Raw genomic sequence first — 15,821 nt, 5'->3', positions numbered from 1 at the left:
GTACGACCCCCATCGTTCGCCTCGGACCGCGTTTCACAGAAGAGGCAATACCCTGACTACGTTCCGAGACCTCGGGATTCTTCCCGAGACGGCCGAGGCGCTTGAGTCCGTCGGCATCATGTCCCCCTTCCCCATCCAGGAGATGACGCTCCCCGTAGCGCTCTCCGGCTCCGATGTCATCGGACAGGCCAAGACGGGCACCGGCAAGACGCTCGGTTTCGGCCTTCCGCTGCTGGAGCGCGTCACCGTCCCCGCGGACGTCGAGGCAGGCCGGGCCGCGCCCGAGAAGCTGACCGACGCGCCGCAGGCACTGATCGTCGTCCCCACCCGCGAGCTCTGCCAGCAGGTCACCAACGACCTGCTGACCGCCGGCAAGGTCCGTAACGTCCGCGTTCTCGCGATCTACGGCGGCCGGGCGTACGAGCCCCAGGTGGAGGCCCTCAAGAAGGGCGTCGACGTGATCGTCGGCACCCCGGGCCGGCTCCTGGACCTCGCGGGCCAGCGCAAGCTCGACCTCTCGCACATCCGCGTCCTCGTCCTCGACGAGGCCGACGAGATGCTCGACCTGGGCTTCCTGCCCGATGTCGAGCGCATCATCACGATGCTGCCGGCCAAGCGGCAGACCATGCTGTTCTCGGCGACCATGCCGGGCGCGGTCATCAGTCTGGCGCGTCGCTACATGTCGCAGCCGACCCACATCAACGCCACCTCGCCCGACGACGAGGGCACGACCGTCAAGAACACGGCGCAGTACGTCTACCGCGCCCACTCGATGGACAAGCCCGAGATGGTCTCGCGCATCCTGCAGGCCAACGGCCGCGGACTCGCGATGATCTTCTGCCGCACCAAGCGGACCGCCGCCGACATCGCCGAGCAGCTGGAGAAGCGCGGCTTCGCCTCCGGCGCGGTCCACGGCGACCTCGGCCAGGGCGCCCGCGAGCAGGCGCTGCGCGCCTTCCGCAACGGCAAGGTGGACGTGCTCGTCTGCACGGACGTCGCGGCCCGCGGTATCGATGTCGAGGGTGTCACCCACGTCATCAACTACCAGTCGCCCGAGGACGAGAAGACCTATCTGCACCGCATCGGCCGGACCGGCCGCGCGGGTGCCAAGGGCATCGCGATCACGCTGGTCGACTGGGACGACATCCCGCGCTGGCAGCTGATCAACAAGGCGCTGGACCTGAAGTTCCCGGACCCGCCCGAGACGTACTCCACCTCCCCGCACCTGTACGAGCAGCTGGACATCCCGGCCGGCACCAAGGGTGTCCTGCCGCGCGTCGAGCGCACCCGTGCCGGCCTGCGGGCCGAGGAGATCGAGGACCTCGGCGAGACCGGCGGCCGCGGCCGCAAGTCCGCCCCCGCCGCGGCGCCCGCCGTCCGCGAGGAGCGCCCCCCGCGCACGCCGCGTCAGCGCCGTCGCACCCGGGGCGGCTCTGCCGCAGAAGAGGGCGCCGTCACGGTGCCCGCACCGGCCGCGGAGGCCGTCGAGGCCCCTGAGGCCGCCGAGGTTGCCTCCGAGCCGCGTACGCCCCGTCGGCGCCGACGGGGCCGCGTCGGCGCCCCCGACATCGCGGCCGAGGCCGCGGTGGACGTGGCGGAGGCCCCGGTCGTCGTCATCGACACCGAGCCCGTGGTGAAGACCAGGACCAGGACCGCCAAGGCGGCCAAGGCCGAAGTCGCGATCGACGTGGAGGCCGAGGCCGTGCCCGCGGCGAAGCCGCGTCGCAGCCGCGCCCGGGTCGTGAAGCCGCTGACGGAGGAGGTCGACTTCCAGACCGCCCCCGTGGCCGATCCCGCTCCCGAGGCGAAGACGGTGACCAAGCCGCGCCGCCGCGCCCGGGTGATCAAGCCGGCCGAGGACGAGGTCGACTTCCAGATCGCGCCGATCGCCGAGCCGGAGACGGACACCAGGCCGCGCCGTCGCACCCGTGCGGCCGCGAAGCCGAAGACGGAGGCCGTGGCGGAAGCCGCGGTCGCCGAGGGCGAGGCCAAGCCGCGCAGGCGGCGGGCACCGCGAGCGGCTGCCGCCAAGACCGAGAGCTGAGCCCGGAGCCGGCAGCGGCGGGGCCACGCCCCGGCCGGCCGGCGTCGAGTGTGCCCGACGGGCCCGAGGGATTCCCTCGGGCCCGTCGGGCGTTTCACGGCACGGGAGCGGTCATGCGCCGCCGGACAGGGGCGTGGCGGAGTACGTCGTAACCTCGTCCCATGAGCCGGCCACCGACCTTCACCCCGCCCCCCTGCGCCCGTGCCCGTACGCTGCACACCTCGCGCGGGGACTTCGCCGTGCTGGACGCCTCCCCGCGTACCGCCCGGCGCGGCACCGCTCTCCTGCTGCCCGGCTTCACCGGCAGCAAGGAGGACTTCATCGCGCTGCTGGAACCGCTCGCCGACGCCGGCTACCGCGCCGTCGCCGTCGACGGGCGCGGGCAGTACGAGACCGACGGGCCGGACCGCCAAGAGGCTTACGCACTGGATGAGTTGGCGCGTGACGCCCTCGCGCAGACAGCCGCGCTCGGTCTCGGTGACGGCGCGGTCCACCTGCTCGGGCACTCGCTCGGCGGGCTGATCGCACGCGCTGCGGCGATCCTCGACCCGGCACCGTTCCGGTCGCTGACCCTGATGTCCTCCGGGCCGGCCGAGGTCGTCGAGGCCCAGCAGGTCAGGCTGAAGATCCTGGGTGACGCCCTCGCGACCATGAGCATGGACCGGGTCTGGGAGGCCATGCGCGCCTTCGACCCGCCCGCGGAGGCCGACACGGGCGGCGGCGAGGACCTGCGGCGGCGCTGGATGCGCCACACGCCCGCCCAGCTGATCGCCACCGGCCGCCGGCTGGCCACCGAGCCCGACCGGGTGGCCGAGGTCGCCGCCACCGGACTGCCGGTCCACGTGATCTCCGGTGAGCGCGACGAAGCCTGGCCGGTGCCGGTGCTCGACGGGATGGCGCACCGGCTGGGCGCCCACCGGACCCGGATCGAGGGCGCGGAGCACTCCCCCAACACGGACCGGCCGGAGCCGACGGCGGCCGCGCTGGTCTCCTTCTGGGACAGCCTGTAGGCGGCGCCGGCAACCGTTGACGGTGGCGGGGTCAGTACTGCGACTGGAGGTGCTGCCAGAAACCGTCGCGCAGCGCCCGCCGCAGATGGGCGTGGCCGCGCAACGAGTACTGGAGCAGGCGTTCGGCCTCCACCAGCAGGTCCTGGTCGACGGAGCCCGGCAGATACGGGTGCCCGGGGAGCAGATCGGCCAGGGAGTCGCGGCCGCGGGCGGAGAGCCAGGTCGCGGCGATCTGCGTACCGACGAAGCGGACGTCGTCGCGCGAGGGCGCCGGTGAGTCGTCCTCGTAGGTGGTGACGGGACGTCTGGTCACATAGGGGCGGCAGAAGTCGAGGTCGAAGGTGCGCTGGCTGTCGACCTCCCAGAGCAGCGGTTCGGCCTGGTTGCGGCCCTCCCCGGCCTCGATGCCCCACAGGTGGACGCGGGCCCCGTACCCCTGTGCGGCCTCGACGGCCGACACCAGGTCCTCGTCGCCGCCGACGAGCGCGGCGTCGCTGATGGCGCGGTGGCGGGCGAGGGATTCGAGGTCGGTGCGGATGAGTGAATCGACGCCCTTCTGCTGGTTGTTGGCGTTGAGGTTGCCGAGTCTGACCTTGACGTCGGGGAGTTCCGCGATGGACTGCTGCTCGACGGTGTGGATCCGGCGCCTGGCCCCGTCGTACCAGTACACGCGCAGGAGTCTGCTGTCCGCGAAGATCGTGCGGGCCTTGTCGATGAAGGCCTCGATCAGCCCCTCCGAGTCGAGGTCGAAGGAGCGCCGGTCCTCGGTGCCGGTGACGAGCAGTCCGGCCGCGGCGTACACATAGCCCGCGTCCACGAAGATCGCGTGGGTCGAGGGGGTCTTCGACACCTCGGCGAGCACGCGCTGGAGCAGTTCGTTGGTGCGGTCCAGGCGCTCACCGATCTCTGCCTCGTTCATACGGGCCTCGTCGCGGATGTCGTCGTCCGCGCATGCTCGGTTACCTGCTGGTACTTAGACATCCAAAAAATTTCCTTAGCGTAGGGAATGATTGCAGGAGGCAAGCCGTTGTACACCTCGTGGGGCGCGAGACGTACAGCCTGGCGCTCCTCATCCTTGCGGACGGGTCACCCGTCCTCCCAGTAGTTCTCCAGCAGGAGGATCAGACGAAGGGAAGCCATATGCGCTTCGAGATCATGCGACTCGACGATGTCGACGGTACCGCCGTGGACAGCACCGTCGTGGACGCCGCCTCCGTCAACCGGATCGTGCAGCAGGCCGCCGCATTGGGCCAGCGCATCTATATCCGCCCGGCCGACAACTCGGCTTCGTAACGCGTCACGGACATAAAGACGAAGCGCCCCCGCACGGATGGACCGTGCGGGGGCGCTGTGGTGCGCGGGGCGGGTCAGGCGTTCTGGATGACCTGGGTGACACCGTTGATGATCTGCTGCACGGCGATGGCGGAGAGCATCATCCCGGCCAGTCTGGTGACCAGCACGACGCCGCCGTCCTTGATGACCCGGATGATCAGCAGCGAGTAACGCATGGTCAGCCAGAGCACGATGTGCATGGCGACGATCGCCGTCCAGACCGAGACCTGGCTCCCCACGCTGTCGGCGTGCTGCACGGCGAGGATCACCGAGACGATCGCGCCGGGACCGGCGAGCAGGGGCATGCCCAGGGGGACGAGCGCCACGTTGACGTCCTTCGTCTGCGTCGGCTCGTCGGTCTTGCCGGTCAGCAGATCCAGCGCGATCAGCAGCAGGAGCAGTCCGCCCGCGATCATCAGCGCGGGTACGGAGACGTGCAGGTAGTCCAGGATCTGCTGGCCGAGCAGCCCGAAGACGGCGATCACGCCGAAGGCGACGGAGACCGCCTGCAGTGCCATTCGGCGCTGCATCTTGGCGGGGCGGCCGGCGGTGAGGGCCAGGAAGATCGGGGTGATTCCGGGCGGATCCATAATCACAAAAAGCGTGAGAAAAAGGGATCCGAAGACAGCGACGTCGAACACAGTGAGCCTTGCGGAGAGAGAGCGGGAATTCGGCTGGGGCGGCGCACCGGACCGGCGTCCGCCGGAGGGTCCTGACGGCAGCCGCGGCAGAGCGGTGCGCGGGGGTGGAACGGGCGGCGTCGCGCTGCGGCGCGGCCGGGTGGAGGCGTGGCGCGTGGGCCGTTACGGGGTGAGCGGTCCGCCGGCTCCCGGCACCGGGAAGGCTCCCGTGGCGCGCCGGGTGATCTCGCCGTAGATCTCGGGGTCGGTGACGTTCTCGCCGAGCCGTACGGTCTTGCGGCTGCCGTGGTAGTCGCTCGACCCGGTGGTCAGCAGCCCCAGCTCACGGGCGAGCCCGCGCAGTGCGGCCCTGGTCGGCTCGTCGTGGTCCATGTGGTCGGTCTCGATGCCGTCGAGCCCCGCGGCGGTCAGCTCGGCGATCGCGGACTCGGGGACCACGTTGCCGCGTTTGACGGCGGCGGGGTGGGCGAGGACGGTGACGCCGCCGGCGGCCTTGACCAGCCGGACCGCGTCGAACGGGTCGAGCTCGTGCTTCTCGGCGTGGGCGCGGCCGCCGTCGGCGAGCCACTGCGGGGTGAAGGCGTCGGAGACGGTCGGGACGACGCCGAGTTCGACCAGTGCGGTGGCGATGTGCGGCCGCCCGACCGATCCGTCCCCGGCGATCCGCGCGACCTGCTCCCACTCGACGGGCACGCCCAGCTCCTGGAGCTTGCGCACCATGGCCTTGGCGCGCGGGACCCGGTCGTCGCGCACCAGTTCGCGCTCGCGCGCCAGCTCGGGTTCGTCCGGGTCGAAGAGGTACGCCAGCATGTGCAGGCCCACGCCGTCGAGCCGGCAGGACAGTTCCGCGCCGGTGACCAGGGTGAGGCCCTCGGGCAGGGCCGCGAGCGCCTCCGCGTGTCCGCGGACCGTGTCGTGGTCGGTGAGGGCGACGACGTCCAGGCCCGCGGCGGCGGCGTTGCGGACCAGCTCGGCGGGGGTGTCCGTACCGTCCGACGCGGTGGAGTGGGTGTGCAGGTCGATGCGCACGACGCGGACTCCAGTGCTCGCGGGCGGATGGGGGACGCCCAAGGATAACCGGCGGACGGGTGGATTCCGGACCCGGCCGGAGGTGATCCGGCAGCCGTTCAGGGCCCGCCCAGCAGCCGGGGCGTGAGCGCACCGCAGGGCACGAGGTCGACCTCTCCCCCGGCGTCGCGCAGATCGGTCAGCACCAGCTCGTCGTACATCAGGAGTCCCGACTGCTCGGGCCAGACGACCGCCCAGAGCCACAGGCCGCAGGCCTCGCCCGCGAAGACCGCCCGGTCGTCGGGGGCGTCCTTCACGTGCCAGAGCGGGGTCGGGCGTCCGGCGGCGAGCACCTTGACGTCCGGCGGCCCGTCCACCCGCAGATACGGGCCGGGGTCGGGGCCGTCGACGCCCGCGTACCGCGCACCGAGTCCGACGCCGAGCTCCTCCGCGACGAGCAGCAGCTCACCGATGCCGCCGAGCGGCCCCGGTCCGGAGCAGGCGACGGCGGTGGCCCGGCCGCCGCCGCGGTCGTCGCCCGCGCACGCCACACCGGTGAAGAGCCAGCCCACCGGGAGCGGCCAGGGCATCCACACCGGCACCCGGGCACGGTGCACCACCACACCGAGCGCCTCGACGCTGGGCGGGATCACCGGCTGCATCGGCTGCACGCTGCCGTGCGCGTCGCACTGCCAGGTGTCGTCGAAGAAACCGGGCGCCTTGACCCGGCCTCCGCACTTCGGGCAACTGGGTTCGCCCCTCATACCGACCCACCGTCCTCCCCGGCCGTCGCCGCGTCAAGGACGATCACCCTTCCGCAGCGTGGCTCCCACCAGGAGATTTAGATGTAACTTGCATTTATTAGCTTCTCTAACTTATTCTGTGCATAACACACCGATCTAGTGGAGAGTGAGTAGACCCATGCGGGGAGAGGATCCGTTCGATCAAGGAACGGTCAGCGTCCTGCGCCAGCCGAAGGCCGTCTGGGCCACAGCGGGCGCCTCTGTTGTCGCGTTCATGGGAATCGGCCTGGTGGACCCGATTCTGCCGTCCATCGCCAAGGGACTCGAGGCGACGCCGAGCCAGGTGTCCCTGCTCTTCACCTCCTACTTCCTGATCACCGCCGTCGCGATGCTGGTCACCGGTTTCGTCTCCAGCCGCATCGGCGGGCGCAAGACGCTGCTGGCCGGACTGGCGCTCGTCGTGGTCTTCGCCGCGCTCTCCGGCACCTCGTCCTCCGTCGCCGAACTCGTCGGCTTCCGGGCCGGCTGGGGCCTGGGCAACGCCCTCTTCGTGTCGACCGCGCTCGCCGTGATCGTCGGCGCGGCGGCGGGCGGCAGCTCGGCGGCGATCCTGCTGTACGAGTCGGCGCTCGGCCTCGGCATGGCCTGCGGGCCGCTGCTCGGCGCCCTGCTCGGTGACGCCAGCTGGCGCTACCCGTTCTTCGGCACGGCCGCGCTGATGGCGATCGGCTTCGTCTGCATCACGGCGTTCCTCAAGGAACAGCCCAGGCCGGCCCGGAAGACATCGCTGCTCGACCCGATCAAGGCGCTCGGCCACGGCGGGCTGGCCTCCGTCGCCACCTCGGCGTTCTTCTACAACTACGCGTTCTTCACGATCCTGGCGTTCACGCCGTTCGTGCTGAACATGTCGCCGTACAAGTCCGGCGCCGTCTTCTTCGCCTGGGGCCTGCTGCTCGCGGTCTTCTCCGTGCTCGTCGCGCCGAGGCTGCAGAAGCGCTTCGGCTCGCTCAAGGTGGTGGGTGGCTCACTGGTGCTTCTCGCCGCCGACCTGGTGGTCCTCGGCTACGGCAACCACACCGCGGCCATCGTCTGCACGATCGTCTCCGGCGCCTTCATCGGCATGAACAACACCGTCTACACGGAGCTGGCACTCGGGGTGTCCGACGCACCGCGCCCGGTGGCCAGCGCCGGATACAACTTCGTCCGCTGGTTCGCCGCGGCCGCCGCGCCCTTCCTGGCCCCGAAGATCGAGGAGTGGAGCAACATCCACATCCCGTTCGTGATCGCCGCCGTCGCCGCGGTCATCGGCGCGATCGTCATCTGGGTACGGCGCTCGGCACTGACCCACGACGCGCAGGAGCTGGAACCGAAGCACGCCACCGAGGACGGTGTCACGGTCTTCGCCAACTGAGGCGACCGGACCGGACGCCCCGCACACCGCCCCGCCCGCGGCTCCCTCCTCGCCGCGCGGCGGGGCTTCCGGCTGTTCGGCACGTCTCACCGGCGCGGGTCCGGGGCCACACCGTGAGACGCTCGTCTCACCGGCGTCAGTCCAGGGCCACCGAGGCGCGCAGCGGGTCGCGCAGGTCCGTCCCCAGGGACAGCCACCGCTCCTGGAGTTCCTGCGCGCCCCTGACCCGCTTCCAGGCCGCCTCGTTGTGCGTCATCGGCAGCAGCGGCAGGAACCGCACCGCCTCCATGGGCGCGTCCATCTCCAGGTCCTCGACCAGCCCCCCGGACTCGGCGACGAGCACCGAGCTGAACGGCGCCCCCGGCCACAGCGGTTCGCCGAGGTCCAGCGAGGCGCCCGGCGTCACGATCAACCCTTCCACCTGCGGCGACGCGGCCAGGACGGCGAGCTTGCGCAGCACCTGGTCGGTGTCGGCGAGGCCGGCCCGCACCGAGAGGACCAGCTCGGCCCGCGGCCCCTTCACGGGGTCGGCGAGGGAGTCGGTCGGGTCGGCCATCGGCTGCGCGGACATGCCGAGCGTGGCGTACCTCACGACGTCGCCGTCGATGAACCTGAGCACCTCGATCCGGTCCGTGCCGAGGAACGTCACTGCCGCGCGTGCGTCCGGTTCACCCAGGGCCGTGCGCAGACGGGCCTCGACCAGAGCAAGAATTTCTGCCATGCGGCGAGCATAGGACGCGTATGGAACGGGCAAAGTAAGAGATTGGCCCTGTGCCGACTGATAGCCTGGGCCCGCCGGTCGGGACAGCACGCAGAAGCGTTGCTCTCAAGTCCCGACGCAACGTCGTCCCCCACGGGGGACCGACCGGAGGAGGTGGGGCTGCGGTGGATCCAAGTCGACCGTGCAGTACCAACCGCTCTTCCGCTCGACACCTTTCTTCTGTGATCTGACGCCTTCCCGGTCAAGGCCCATGGCCTTTCGCACGACGGAAGAGCACTCCTTTTTTGCCTGTCTGTAGCGAACGCCGTCATCGCGCCGCCGCGGTGCCGCCCGCTTTGCGGACGTGAGCCCACGTCCCCATTCCGGGCTGTTCCACGCCCTCGCCGACGGCCCTCCGTGAAGGAGCCAGCCATGTCGATGATCCGTGACCTGCGCGCTGTGGTGCGCCCGTCCCTGCGCAAGACCAACACCCTGCACAGCACTTACGACGCCACCCGTGACCCGTCCGCCTCCAGCGCGGTCGTCGACTGCGCGGTCTACCGCGACGGACGTCGCCTCGCGGAAGTGGACGGCACCTGCCGTACGCCGCACGAGGCGATGCTCCGGGTACGGGAGAACGGCGGCTTCGCCTGGATCGGCCTCCACGAGCCGACCGAGGAGGAATTCGCCGGTATCGCCCGGGAGTTCGGGCTGCACCCGCTGGCCGTGGAGGACGCCGTGCACGCCCACCAGCGGCCGAAGCTGGAGCGGTACGACGACACCCTGTTCACCGTCTTCAAGACCATCCACTACGTCGAGCACGCCGAGCTGACCGCGACCAGCGAGGTCGTGGAGACCGGTGAGGTGATGTGCTTCACCGGCCGGGACTTCGTCATCACCGTGCGGCACGGCGGCCACGGCTCGCTGCGCGCGCTGCGCCACCGGCTCCAGGACGACCCCGAGCTGCTCGCCAAAGGGCCGTCGGCCGTCCTGCACTCCATCGCCGACCATGTCGTCGACGGGTACATCGCGGTGGCGGGCGCGGTGCAGGAGGACATCGACGAGGTGGAGATCGAGGTCTTCTCCACCCCGGACAAGGGCGGCCCGCGCGGTTCGGACGCGGGCCGGATCTACCAGCTGAAGCGCGAGGTGCTGGAGTTCAAGCGGGCCGTCTCGCCGCTGCTGCGCCCGATGCAGCTGCTCAGCGAGCGGCCGATGCGGCTCATCGACCCGGACATCCAGAAGTACTTCCGGGACGTCGCGGACCACCTCGTCCGGGTGCAGGAAGAGGTCATCGGCTTCGACGAGCTGCTGAACTCCATCCTCCAGGCCAATCTGGCGCAGGCGACCGTCGCGCAGAACGAGGACATGCGCAAGATCACGTCCTGGGCGGCGATCATCGCCGTGCCGACGATGATCTGCGGGGTCTACGGCATGAACTTCAAGCACATGCCGGAGCTGCGCTGGACGTACGGCTATCCCATGGTGCTGGGCTTCATCGGGGTGGTCTGCTTCTCCATCCACCGCATGCTCAAGCGCAACGGCTGGCTCTGACCGCCGGGAACGGGGCCGGTCCGCACCAGGTCGTAAGCTCTGCGGCATGACTGCTGCTGACACGCTGCTCGGACCGGCCCTCGTCGAGGAGGCCACCAAGAAGTCGGGCCTGGTCTGGGTGCGCGGCACCGGGCCCGCGCGGGCGCTGTGGCACGTGTGGCACGAGGGTGCGGCGCTCTTCGTCGGGGACGGTCCCGGCGAGCAGCCGCTCCCCGCCGGCCTCACGGACGGCGCCACCGCGGAGGTGACCGTCCGCAGCAAGGACAAGGGCGGCCGGCTCGTCGCCTGGACGGCCTCCGTGGCCCAGCTCGCGCCGCACTCCGAGGAGTGGGAGGCCGCGGTCGCCGAGCTCAGGGGCAAGCGCCTGAACGCACCGGACGCCGAGCGGATGACCGGCCGCTGGGCGCGCGAGTGCCGGATCCTGCGGCTCACGCCCCTGGACTCCCGTACGGACCTGCCGACGGACTCGGGGGCGGCGGCGCCGCTGCCGACCACCGCGACCACCCGGATGCCGGTACCGGCCGGGCTGCCGAGCCTGCTGAAGCGCTCGCTCAGGAAGCGGTAGCCGGCCCCGGCCCTACGACGAGGACTTGGGCAGCTGCTGCCCGTAGTCGACCGTGTCGCCCTCGGCCGGGGCCTTCAGCGCGAAGTCCTTGCCCCAGTCCGCGAGCGTGACGGTGCCCCCGCCGCCGCCCCGTGCGAAGCGCAGCGGATACGGCTTGCCCTCCAGGGACACGTCGAGCGCGCCGCCCTCGCCCTCGCCGCCGGTGATGCGGATGGTGCGTACCCCGCCGACCTCGTCGCGGTCACCCTTGCCGACCTCGCCGTGGAGCGTGAGCAGCCCGCCGAGCAGCACCTTCTTGTCGGTGAATCCGCGCAGCTGCTTGTACGTGGGGTCGTCCTCGGGGACCTTCACGTACTTGGCGTCCAGCTTGTCCGCCGCCGCCCCGTCCGCGTCGCTCGCCTCGCCGGCGCCCTTCGTGTCGTGGTTCCAGAAGTCGGCGCCCGCCTTGAGGTAGAGCACGTCCCCGATCCGGAGCAGCTCGAACGTGCTCTTCCCGGACGTGACGGAGCCCGCCCCGCCCTTGTCCTTGAGCCGCATGTTGAGTTTGTACGTGCCGCCCTTGCTGACCAGGGTGCCGGCCAGCCGGACCGTGCCGGAGGAGTCCGCCGCGGTCCGCGCCTTCTGCTCGATCTCCGGTGCGGCCAGTCTGCCGACGCCGTTGGTCCCCTCGTCCGGGTCCTCGCCCGCGCACGCGGTCAGGGCCGCGGTCAGCCCCGCGCAGAGCACGACGGCGAGGGCGGCGGTCCGGCGGCGGGCCCGGACGGGCGGGACAAAAGAGGTCACAGGCGCACTGCCTCTCATCTTCATGGCGGGGGGTGGCAGACGGCAGCGTACCCGTGCGGCCTACGCCTCTCGGCAGAGAGTCGTGACGACAGCTCTCCGGGGCGGCCCGCAGCGGTACGGGCTAGCCTGATCCCGTCATAACGGTGCAATAAATGTCAGAACAGACCGGATGCGTAAGCCGGCGGCGAAGGAGGAGGCGCAGACATGGCAGCAGGAACACCCCGGGTCTTCGTCTCGCACCTCTCCGGGGTGCCGGTCTTCGACCCGAACGGCGACCAGGTGGGCCGCGTCCGCGACCTGGTCGCGATGCTCCGGATCGGCGGCCGACCGCCCCGGCTGCTCGGCATCGTCGTCGAGGTGGTGAGCCGGCGCCGGATCTTCCTCCCGATGACGCGGGTGACGGGCATCGAGTCGGGACAGGTGATCACCACCGGCGTGGTCAACATGCGGCGCTTCGAACAGCGGCCCACCGAACGCCTGGTGCTCGGCGAGTTCCTGGACCGGCGGGTCAGCCTGGTGGAGACCGGCGAGGAGGTCACCATCCTCGACGTCGCGATCCAGCAGCTGCCGGCCCGCCGCGACTGGGAGATCGACAAGTACTTCGTCCGCAAGGGCAGGGGCGGGGCGCTGCGCCGCAAGGGCGAGACCCTGACGGTCGAGTGGTCGGCGGTCAGCGGCTTCTCACTGGAGGAGCACGGACAGGGCGCGGAGTCACTGGTCGCCACGTTCGAGAAGCTGCGCCCGACCGATGTGGCCAACGCGCTGCACCACCTCTCCCCGAAGCGGCGGGCGGAGGTCGCCGCCGCGCTCGACGACGACCGGCTCGCCGACGTCCTGGAGGAGTTGCCGGAGGACGACCAGGTGGAGATCATCGGCAAGCTCCAGGAGGAGCGCGCGGCGGACGTCCTGGAGGCGATGGACCCCGACGACGCGGCCGACCTGCTGTCCGAGCTGCCCGAGGCGGACAAGGAGCGGCTGCTGACGCTGATGCGCCCGGACGACGCGGCCGACGTGCGGCGCCTCATGTCGTACGAGGAGCGGACCGCGGGCGGTCTCATGACCACTGAGCCGATCATCCTGCGCCCGGACGCGACGGTGGCCGACGCGCTCGCCCGGGTCCGCCAGTCGGACCTGTCCCCGGCGCTCGCCGCCCAGGTGTACGTGTGCCGGTCGCCGGACGAGACCCCCACGGGCAAGTACCTGGGCACGGTGCATTTCCAGCGGCTGCTGCGGGACCCGCCGTTCACCCTGGTCAGCTCGATCGTCGACAGCGAACTGGTGGCGCTGACACCGGGCACCCCGCTGTCGGTGGTGACCAGCTACCTGGCGGCGTACAACCTGGTCTCGGTGCCCGTGGTGGACGAGAGCGGCTCCCTGCTCGGCGCGGTGACCGTCGACGACGTGCTCGACCACCTGCTGCCCGACGACTGGCGGGAGACCGACTTCCACGGCCGCGAGGGGGTGCTCCGTGGCCGGTGAGGACCGCTCCAGGGCGTCGCACGGCTCGACGGCCCTGACCCGTACCCCCAGGACCCGGCTCGACCAGCCGAAGGACCCGAGGCGGCGGCTGCTGCCGGAGTACGACCCCGAGGCGTTCGGCCGGTTCTCGGAGCGGATCGCGCGGTTCCTGGGGACCGGGCGGTTCATCGTCTGGATGACGCTGATCATCATCCTGTGGGTGGTGTGGAACATCTTCGCGCCGGAGAAGCTCCGGTTCGACGAGTACCCGTTCATCTTCCTGACCCTGATGCTGTCCCTCCAGGCCTCGTACGCGGCCCCGCTGATCCTGCTCGCGCAGAACCGGCAGGACGACCGCGACCGGGTCACCCACGAGCAGGACCGCGCCCAGAACGAGCGCTCCATCGCCGACACCGAGTACCTGACCAGGGAGATCGCGGCGCTGCGGATGGGCCTCGGGGAGGTCGCCACCCGCGACTGGATCCGCTCCGAACTGGAGGACCTGGTGAGGGACCTGGACGACCGCAGGGCACTGTCCGGGGCCGAGAGTGACGAAGACCGCTGACGGGGCCACCCGCGCGTAGTGCCGAGCGCCGTAACATCGTCTGTATGGCTACGGAAGACGCGGTGCTTGAGGCACTGGCGACAGTGAACGACCCGGAGATCCACCGCCCGATCACCGAGCTGGGCATGGTGAAATCGGTCGAGATCGATCCTGACGGTGTAGTCGCTGTCACGGTGTATCTCACCGTTTCCGGCTGTCCGATGCGCGAGACGATCACCAAGAACGTGACCGACGCGGTGGCCCGCGTCGAAGGAGTGTCACGGGTAGAGGTCACGCTCGACGTGATGAGCGACGAGCAGCGCAAGGAGCTGGCGTCGTCGCTGCGCGGCGGCACGGCGGAGCGCGAGGTGCCGTTCGCCCAGCCCGGCTCGCTGACCCGCGTGTACGCGGTCGCCTCCGGCAAGGGAGGCGTCGGCAAGTCGTCGGTGACCGTGAACCTCGCGGCCGCCATGGCCGCCGACGGCCTCAAGGTCGGCGTCGTGGACGCGGACATCTACGGGCACAGCGTGCCCCGGATGCTCGGCGCGGACGGCAAGCCGACCCAGGTCGAGAACATGATCATGCCGCCGTCCGCGCACGGCGTGAAGGTCATCTCCATCGGCATGTTCACCCCGGGCAACGCCCCCGTGGTGTGGCGCGGGCCGATGCTGCACCGCGCGCTCCAGCAGTTCCTCGCGGATGTGTACTGGGGCGACCTGGACGTCCTGCTGCTCGACCTGCCGCCGGGCACAGGTGACATCGCGATCTCCGTGGCCCAGCTGGTGCCGAACGCGGAGATCCTGGTCGTCACGACCCCGCAGCAGGCCGCGGCCGAGGTGGCCGAGCGGGCCGGCTCGATCGCCGTACAGACCCATCAGAAGATCGTCGGCGTCGTCGAGAACATGTCGGGCATGCCGTGCCCGCACTGCGACGAGATGGTCGACGTGTTCGGCTCGGGCGGCGGCGCCCGGGTCGCCGAGGGGCTGACGAGGACGGTCGGCGCCGAGGTGCCGGTGCTCGGCTCCATCCCGATCGACCTGCGGCTGCGCGAGGGCGGCGACGAGGGCAAGCCGGTCGTCCTGTCCGACCCGGACTCCCCGGCGGGCAAGGCCCTGCGCTCCATCGCGGACAAGCTGAGCGGCCGTCAGCGCGGCCTTTCGGGCATGTCCCTGGGTATCACCCCGCGCAACAAGTTCTGACCGCGGCCGGAACGCGGCGGGCCGGGGGCGAAGCCCCCGGCCCGCCCACGGCTACGCGTACGACGTGATGTCGCCGATTGCCGAGAAGCCCAGCCCGTACGCGCTCATGCCGCGCCCGTACGCCCCGATGTGCACCCCGCCGTGCGCCGACCCGGCCAGCACCCAGCCGAACTCGGACTCGCGGTAGTGGAAGGCCACCGGCACACCGTCGACCGGCAGCGACAGCGCCGACCACGCGGGGCCGTCCAGATCGTCGGCCAGCTCGAAAGCCGTCTCCGTCTGCTGGTCCAGCCAGTCGTCCCGCAGCGTGTGGTCCATCTGCGCGGGCCAGGTGTAGGCCAGCAGGCCCGAGCCGGCCAGCCAGGCCGCGGAGGAGACCGTCGTCGCGTCCAGGACGCCCGTGCCGTCGCCGCTGCGCCGCACGGGGCTGCTGGCCACGGTCACGACGACCGCGAATCTCTGTCTGTCCTCGGCCGCGTCACTGCGGACCGAGGGCTCTTCACCGTGGCCGGTGGAGCCGTGCTGCACCGTGCCGTCCGCGGCGGTGCCCACCTGCATCAGCCAGCGCGGCCCGGTGAAGGCCTCGTCAAGTCCGTACCAGGGGAACGGCGCCCGCAGATAGCCGTCGACCGTGAGCCGGGCCGTCGGCACCCCCTCCGCCGTGCCTGCGTCCGGCGCACCATCCGCGCCCACCCGACTCGTTGTCTCCATCTGTCCGGCCGCCTCCTAGATCCGTAGGGTCCGGAGCGGCCCGCCCCCCTCGGGCGTCCTCACAACCGGACAGATGGAGAATAGCCATACCGTCCGGACGAGTCGGGATTGACGGGTG

Annotated in this window: 16 protein-coding genes; 9 read left to right on the top strand and 7 right to left on the bottom strand. The window is 71.0% G+C overall.

Translation table 11 applies throughout. The features are described from left to right. Positions 1 to 118 precede the first annotated feature (118 nt). Together ACIQM0_RS05310 and ACIQM0_RS05305 are read left to right on the top strand one after the other, a co-directional pair. Positions 119 to 2,044: a DEAD/DEAH box helicase gene (locus tag ACIQM0_RS05310; protein WP_401283713.1), complete on the top strand. Its 1,926-nt coding sequence runs from the start codon at positions 119 to 121 to the stop codon at positions 2,042 to 2,044. Positions 2,045 to 2,205: 161 nt separating this feature from the next. After that, positions 2,206 to 3,054 carry an alpha/beta fold hydrolase gene (locus ACIQM0_RS05305; RefSeq protein ID WP_401283711.1) on the top strand — a complete coding sequence of 283 codons (849 nt, stop codon included), beginning with the start codon at positions 2,206 to 2,208 and terminating at the stop codon, positions 3,052 to 3,054. A gap of 31 nt (positions 3,055 to 3,085) precedes the next feature. Here ACIQM0_RS05305 and ACIQM0_RS05300 read toward each other — a convergent pair whose 3' ends face one another. Beyond that, positions 3,086 to 3,973: an NYN domain-containing protein gene (locus ACIQM0_RS05300; RefSeq protein WP_401283709.1), complete on the bottom strand. Its 888-nt coding sequence runs from the start codon at positions 3,971 to 3,973 to the stop codon at positions 3,086 to 3,088. Positions 3,974 to 4,194: 221 nt separating this feature from the next. Between ACIQM0_RS05300 and ACIQM0_RS05295 the strand changes: the two genes are divergently transcribed. Further along, entirely contained in the window at positions 4,195 to 4,347 is a 153-nt protein-coding gene (locus tag ACIQM0_RS05295) for a hypothetical protein (protein WP_185092201.1), read from the top strand. Positions 4,348 to 4,421: 74 nt separating this feature from the next. Here ACIQM0_RS05295 and ACIQM0_RS05290 read toward each other — a convergent pair whose 3' ends face one another. From ACIQM0_RS05290 to ACIQM0_RS05280, 3 genes are all read right to left on the bottom strand, one after another. After that, a complete protein-coding gene (locus tag ACIQM0_RS05290; RefSeq protein WP_385039995.1) occupies positions 4,422 to 5,027 on the bottom strand; it encodes a MarC family protein in 606 nt (201 codons plus the stop codon). Between the two features lie 162 nt (positions 5,028 to 5,189). Continuing rightward, a complete protein-coding gene (locus tag ACIQM0_RS05285) occupies positions 5,190 to 6,056 on the bottom strand; it encodes a PHP domain-containing protein (protein ID WP_363031077.1) in 867 nt (288 codons plus the stop codon). Between the two features lie 98 nt (positions 6,057 to 6,154). Continuing rightward, positions 6,155 to 6,799 (bottom strand): DUF6758 family protein, encoded by a 645-nt coding sequence (locus tag ACIQM0_RS05280; protein WP_385040001.1) that lies wholly within the window; start codon positions 6,797 to 6,799, stop codon positions 6,155 to 6,157. Positions 6,800 to 6,956: 157 nt separating this feature from the next. Between ACIQM0_RS05280 and ACIQM0_RS05275 the strand changes: the two genes are divergently transcribed. Next, positions 6,957 to 8,189, top strand: coding sequence for an MFS transporter (locus ACIQM0_RS05275; protein ID WP_401283707.1), 1,233 nt, complete (start codon positions 6,957 to 6,959; stop codon positions 8,187 to 8,189). Between the two features lie 136 nt (positions 8,190 to 8,325). Here ACIQM0_RS05275 and ACIQM0_RS05270 read toward each other — a convergent pair whose 3' ends face one another. Then, positions 8,326 to 8,910 carry a suppressor of fused domain protein gene (locus ACIQM0_RS05270; RefSeq protein ID WP_401283705.1) on the bottom strand — a complete coding sequence of 195 codons (585 nt, stop codon included), beginning with the start codon at positions 8,908 to 8,910 and terminating at the stop codon, positions 8,326 to 8,328. Positions 8,911 to 9,321: 411 nt separating this feature from the next. Here ACIQM0_RS05270 and ACIQM0_RS05265 point away from each other — a divergent pair, with 411 nt between their 5' ends. Continuing rightward, positions 9,322 to 10,443 carry a magnesium and cobalt transport protein CorA gene (locus ACIQM0_RS05265; RefSeq protein WP_385040011.1) on the top strand — a complete coding sequence of 374 codons (1,122 nt, stop codon included), beginning with the start codon at positions 9,322 to 9,324 and terminating at the stop codon, positions 10,441 to 10,443. Positions 10,444 to 10,489: 46 nt separating this feature from the next. Continuing rightward, entirely contained in the window at positions 10,490 to 11,008 is a 519-nt protein-coding gene (locus tag ACIQM0_RS05260) for a hypothetical protein (protein ID WP_401283703.1), read from the top strand. Between the two features lie 12 nt (positions 11,009 to 11,020). Here ACIQM0_RS05260 and ACIQM0_RS05255 read toward each other — a convergent pair whose 3' ends face one another. Then, positions 11,021 to 11,791 carry a hypothetical protein gene (locus ACIQM0_RS05255; protein ID WP_401283701.1) on the bottom strand — a complete coding sequence of 257 codons (771 nt, stop codon included), beginning with the start codon at positions 11,789 to 11,791 and terminating at the stop codon, positions 11,021 to 11,023. Positions 11,792 to 11,995: 204 nt separating this feature from the next. Between ACIQM0_RS05255 and ACIQM0_RS05250 the strand changes: the two genes are divergently transcribed. From ACIQM0_RS05250 to ACIQM0_RS05240, 3 genes are read left to right on the top strand one after another with little or no spacing between them, the layout of a single operon-like run. Then, positions 11,996 to 13,270 (top strand): magnesium transporter MgtE N-terminal domain-containing protein, encoded by a 1,275-nt coding sequence (locus tag ACIQM0_RS05250; protein ID WP_363031084.1) that lies wholly within the window; start codon positions 11,996 to 11,998, stop codon positions 13,268 to 13,270. Then, positions 13,260 to 13,814 (top strand): DUF1003 domain-containing protein, encoded by a 555-nt coding sequence (locus tag ACIQM0_RS05245; RefSeq protein ID WP_385350905.1) that lies wholly within the window; start codon positions 13,260 to 13,262, stop codon positions 13,812 to 13,814. The genes ACIQM0_RS05250 and ACIQM0_RS05245 overlap by 11 nt, the downstream gene beginning before the upstream one ends. A gap of 44 nt (positions 13,815 to 13,858) precedes the next feature. After that, positions 13,859 to 14,992: an Mrp/NBP35 family ATP-binding protein gene (locus ACIQM0_RS05240; RefSeq protein ID WP_401283699.1), complete on the top strand. Its 1,134-nt coding sequence runs from the start codon at positions 13,859 to 13,861 to the stop codon at positions 14,990 to 14,992. A gap of 51 nt (positions 14,993 to 15,043) precedes the next feature. Here the strand turns inward: ACIQM0_RS05240 and ACIQM0_RS05235 are convergent, their stop codons facing one another. Next, on the bottom strand, positions 15,044 to 15,703 hold the full coding sequence (locus tag ACIQM0_RS05235; RefSeq protein ID WP_401283698.1) for a hypothetical protein: 660 nt from the start codon (positions 15,701 to 15,703) through the stop codon (positions 15,044 to 15,046). Between the last annotated feature and the right edge of the window lie 118 nt (positions 15,704 to 15,821).

Origin of the sequence: Streptomyces sp. NPDC091387 (genome assembly GCF_044756945.1) — a bacterium.
Taxonomy (GTDB): domain Bacteria; phylum Actinomycetota; class Actinomycetes; order Streptomycetales; family Streptomycetaceae; genus Streptomyces.
This window is presented reverse-complemented; position numbering and strand designations above follow the sequence as displayed.

Bases quoted from the DNA above. Each gene is read 5' to 3' on its own strand.
- ACIQM0_RS05310 (WP_401283713.1), top strand. From the start codon at position 119: ATGTCCCCCTTCCCCATCCAGGAGATGACGCTCCCCGTAGCGCTCTCC.
- ACIQM0_RS05305 (WP_401283711.1), top strand. From the start codon at position 2,206: ATGAGCCGGCCACCGACCTTCACCCCGCCCCCCTGCGCCCGTGCCCGT.
- ACIQM0_RS05300 (WP_401283709.1), bottom strand. From the start codon at position 3,973: ATGAACGAGGCAGAGATCGGTGAGCGCCTGGACCGCACCAACGAACTG.
- ACIQM0_RS05295 (WP_185092201.1), top strand. From the start codon at position 4,195: ATGCGCTTCGAGATCATGCGACTCGACGATGTCGACGGTACCGCCGTG.
- ACIQM0_RS05280 (WP_385040001.1), bottom strand. From the start codon at position 6,799: ATGAGGGGCGAACCCAGTTGCCCGAAGTGCGGAGGCCGGGTCAAGGCG.
- ACIQM0_RS05275 (WP_401283707.1), top strand. From the start codon at position 6,957: ATGCGGGGAGAGGATCCGTTCGATCAAGGAACGGTCAGCGTCCTGCGC.
- ACIQM0_RS05270 (WP_401283705.1), bottom strand. From the start codon at position 8,910: ATGGCAGAAATTCTTGCTCTGGTCGAGGCCCGTCTGCGCACGGCCCTG.
- ACIQM0_RS05265 (WP_385040011.1), top strand. From the start codon at position 9,322: ATGTCGATGATCCGTGACCTGCGCGCTGTGGTGCGCCCGTCCCTGCGC.
- ACIQM0_RS05260 (WP_401283703.1), top strand. From the start codon at position 10,490: ATGACTGCTGCTGACACGCTGCTCGGACCGGCCCTCGTCGAGGAGGCC.
- ACIQM0_RS05250 (WP_363031084.1), top strand. From the start codon at position 11,996: ATGGCAGCAGGAACACCCCGGGTCTTCGTCTCGCACCTCTCCGGGGTG.
- ACIQM0_RS05240 (WP_401283699.1), top strand. From the start codon at position 13,859: ATGGCTACGGAAGACGCGGTGCTTGAGGCACTGGCGACAGTGAACGAC.
- ACIQM0_RS05235 (WP_401283698.1), bottom strand. From the start codon at position 15,703: ATGGAGACAACGAGTCGGGTGGGCGCGGATGGTGCGCCGGACGCAGGC.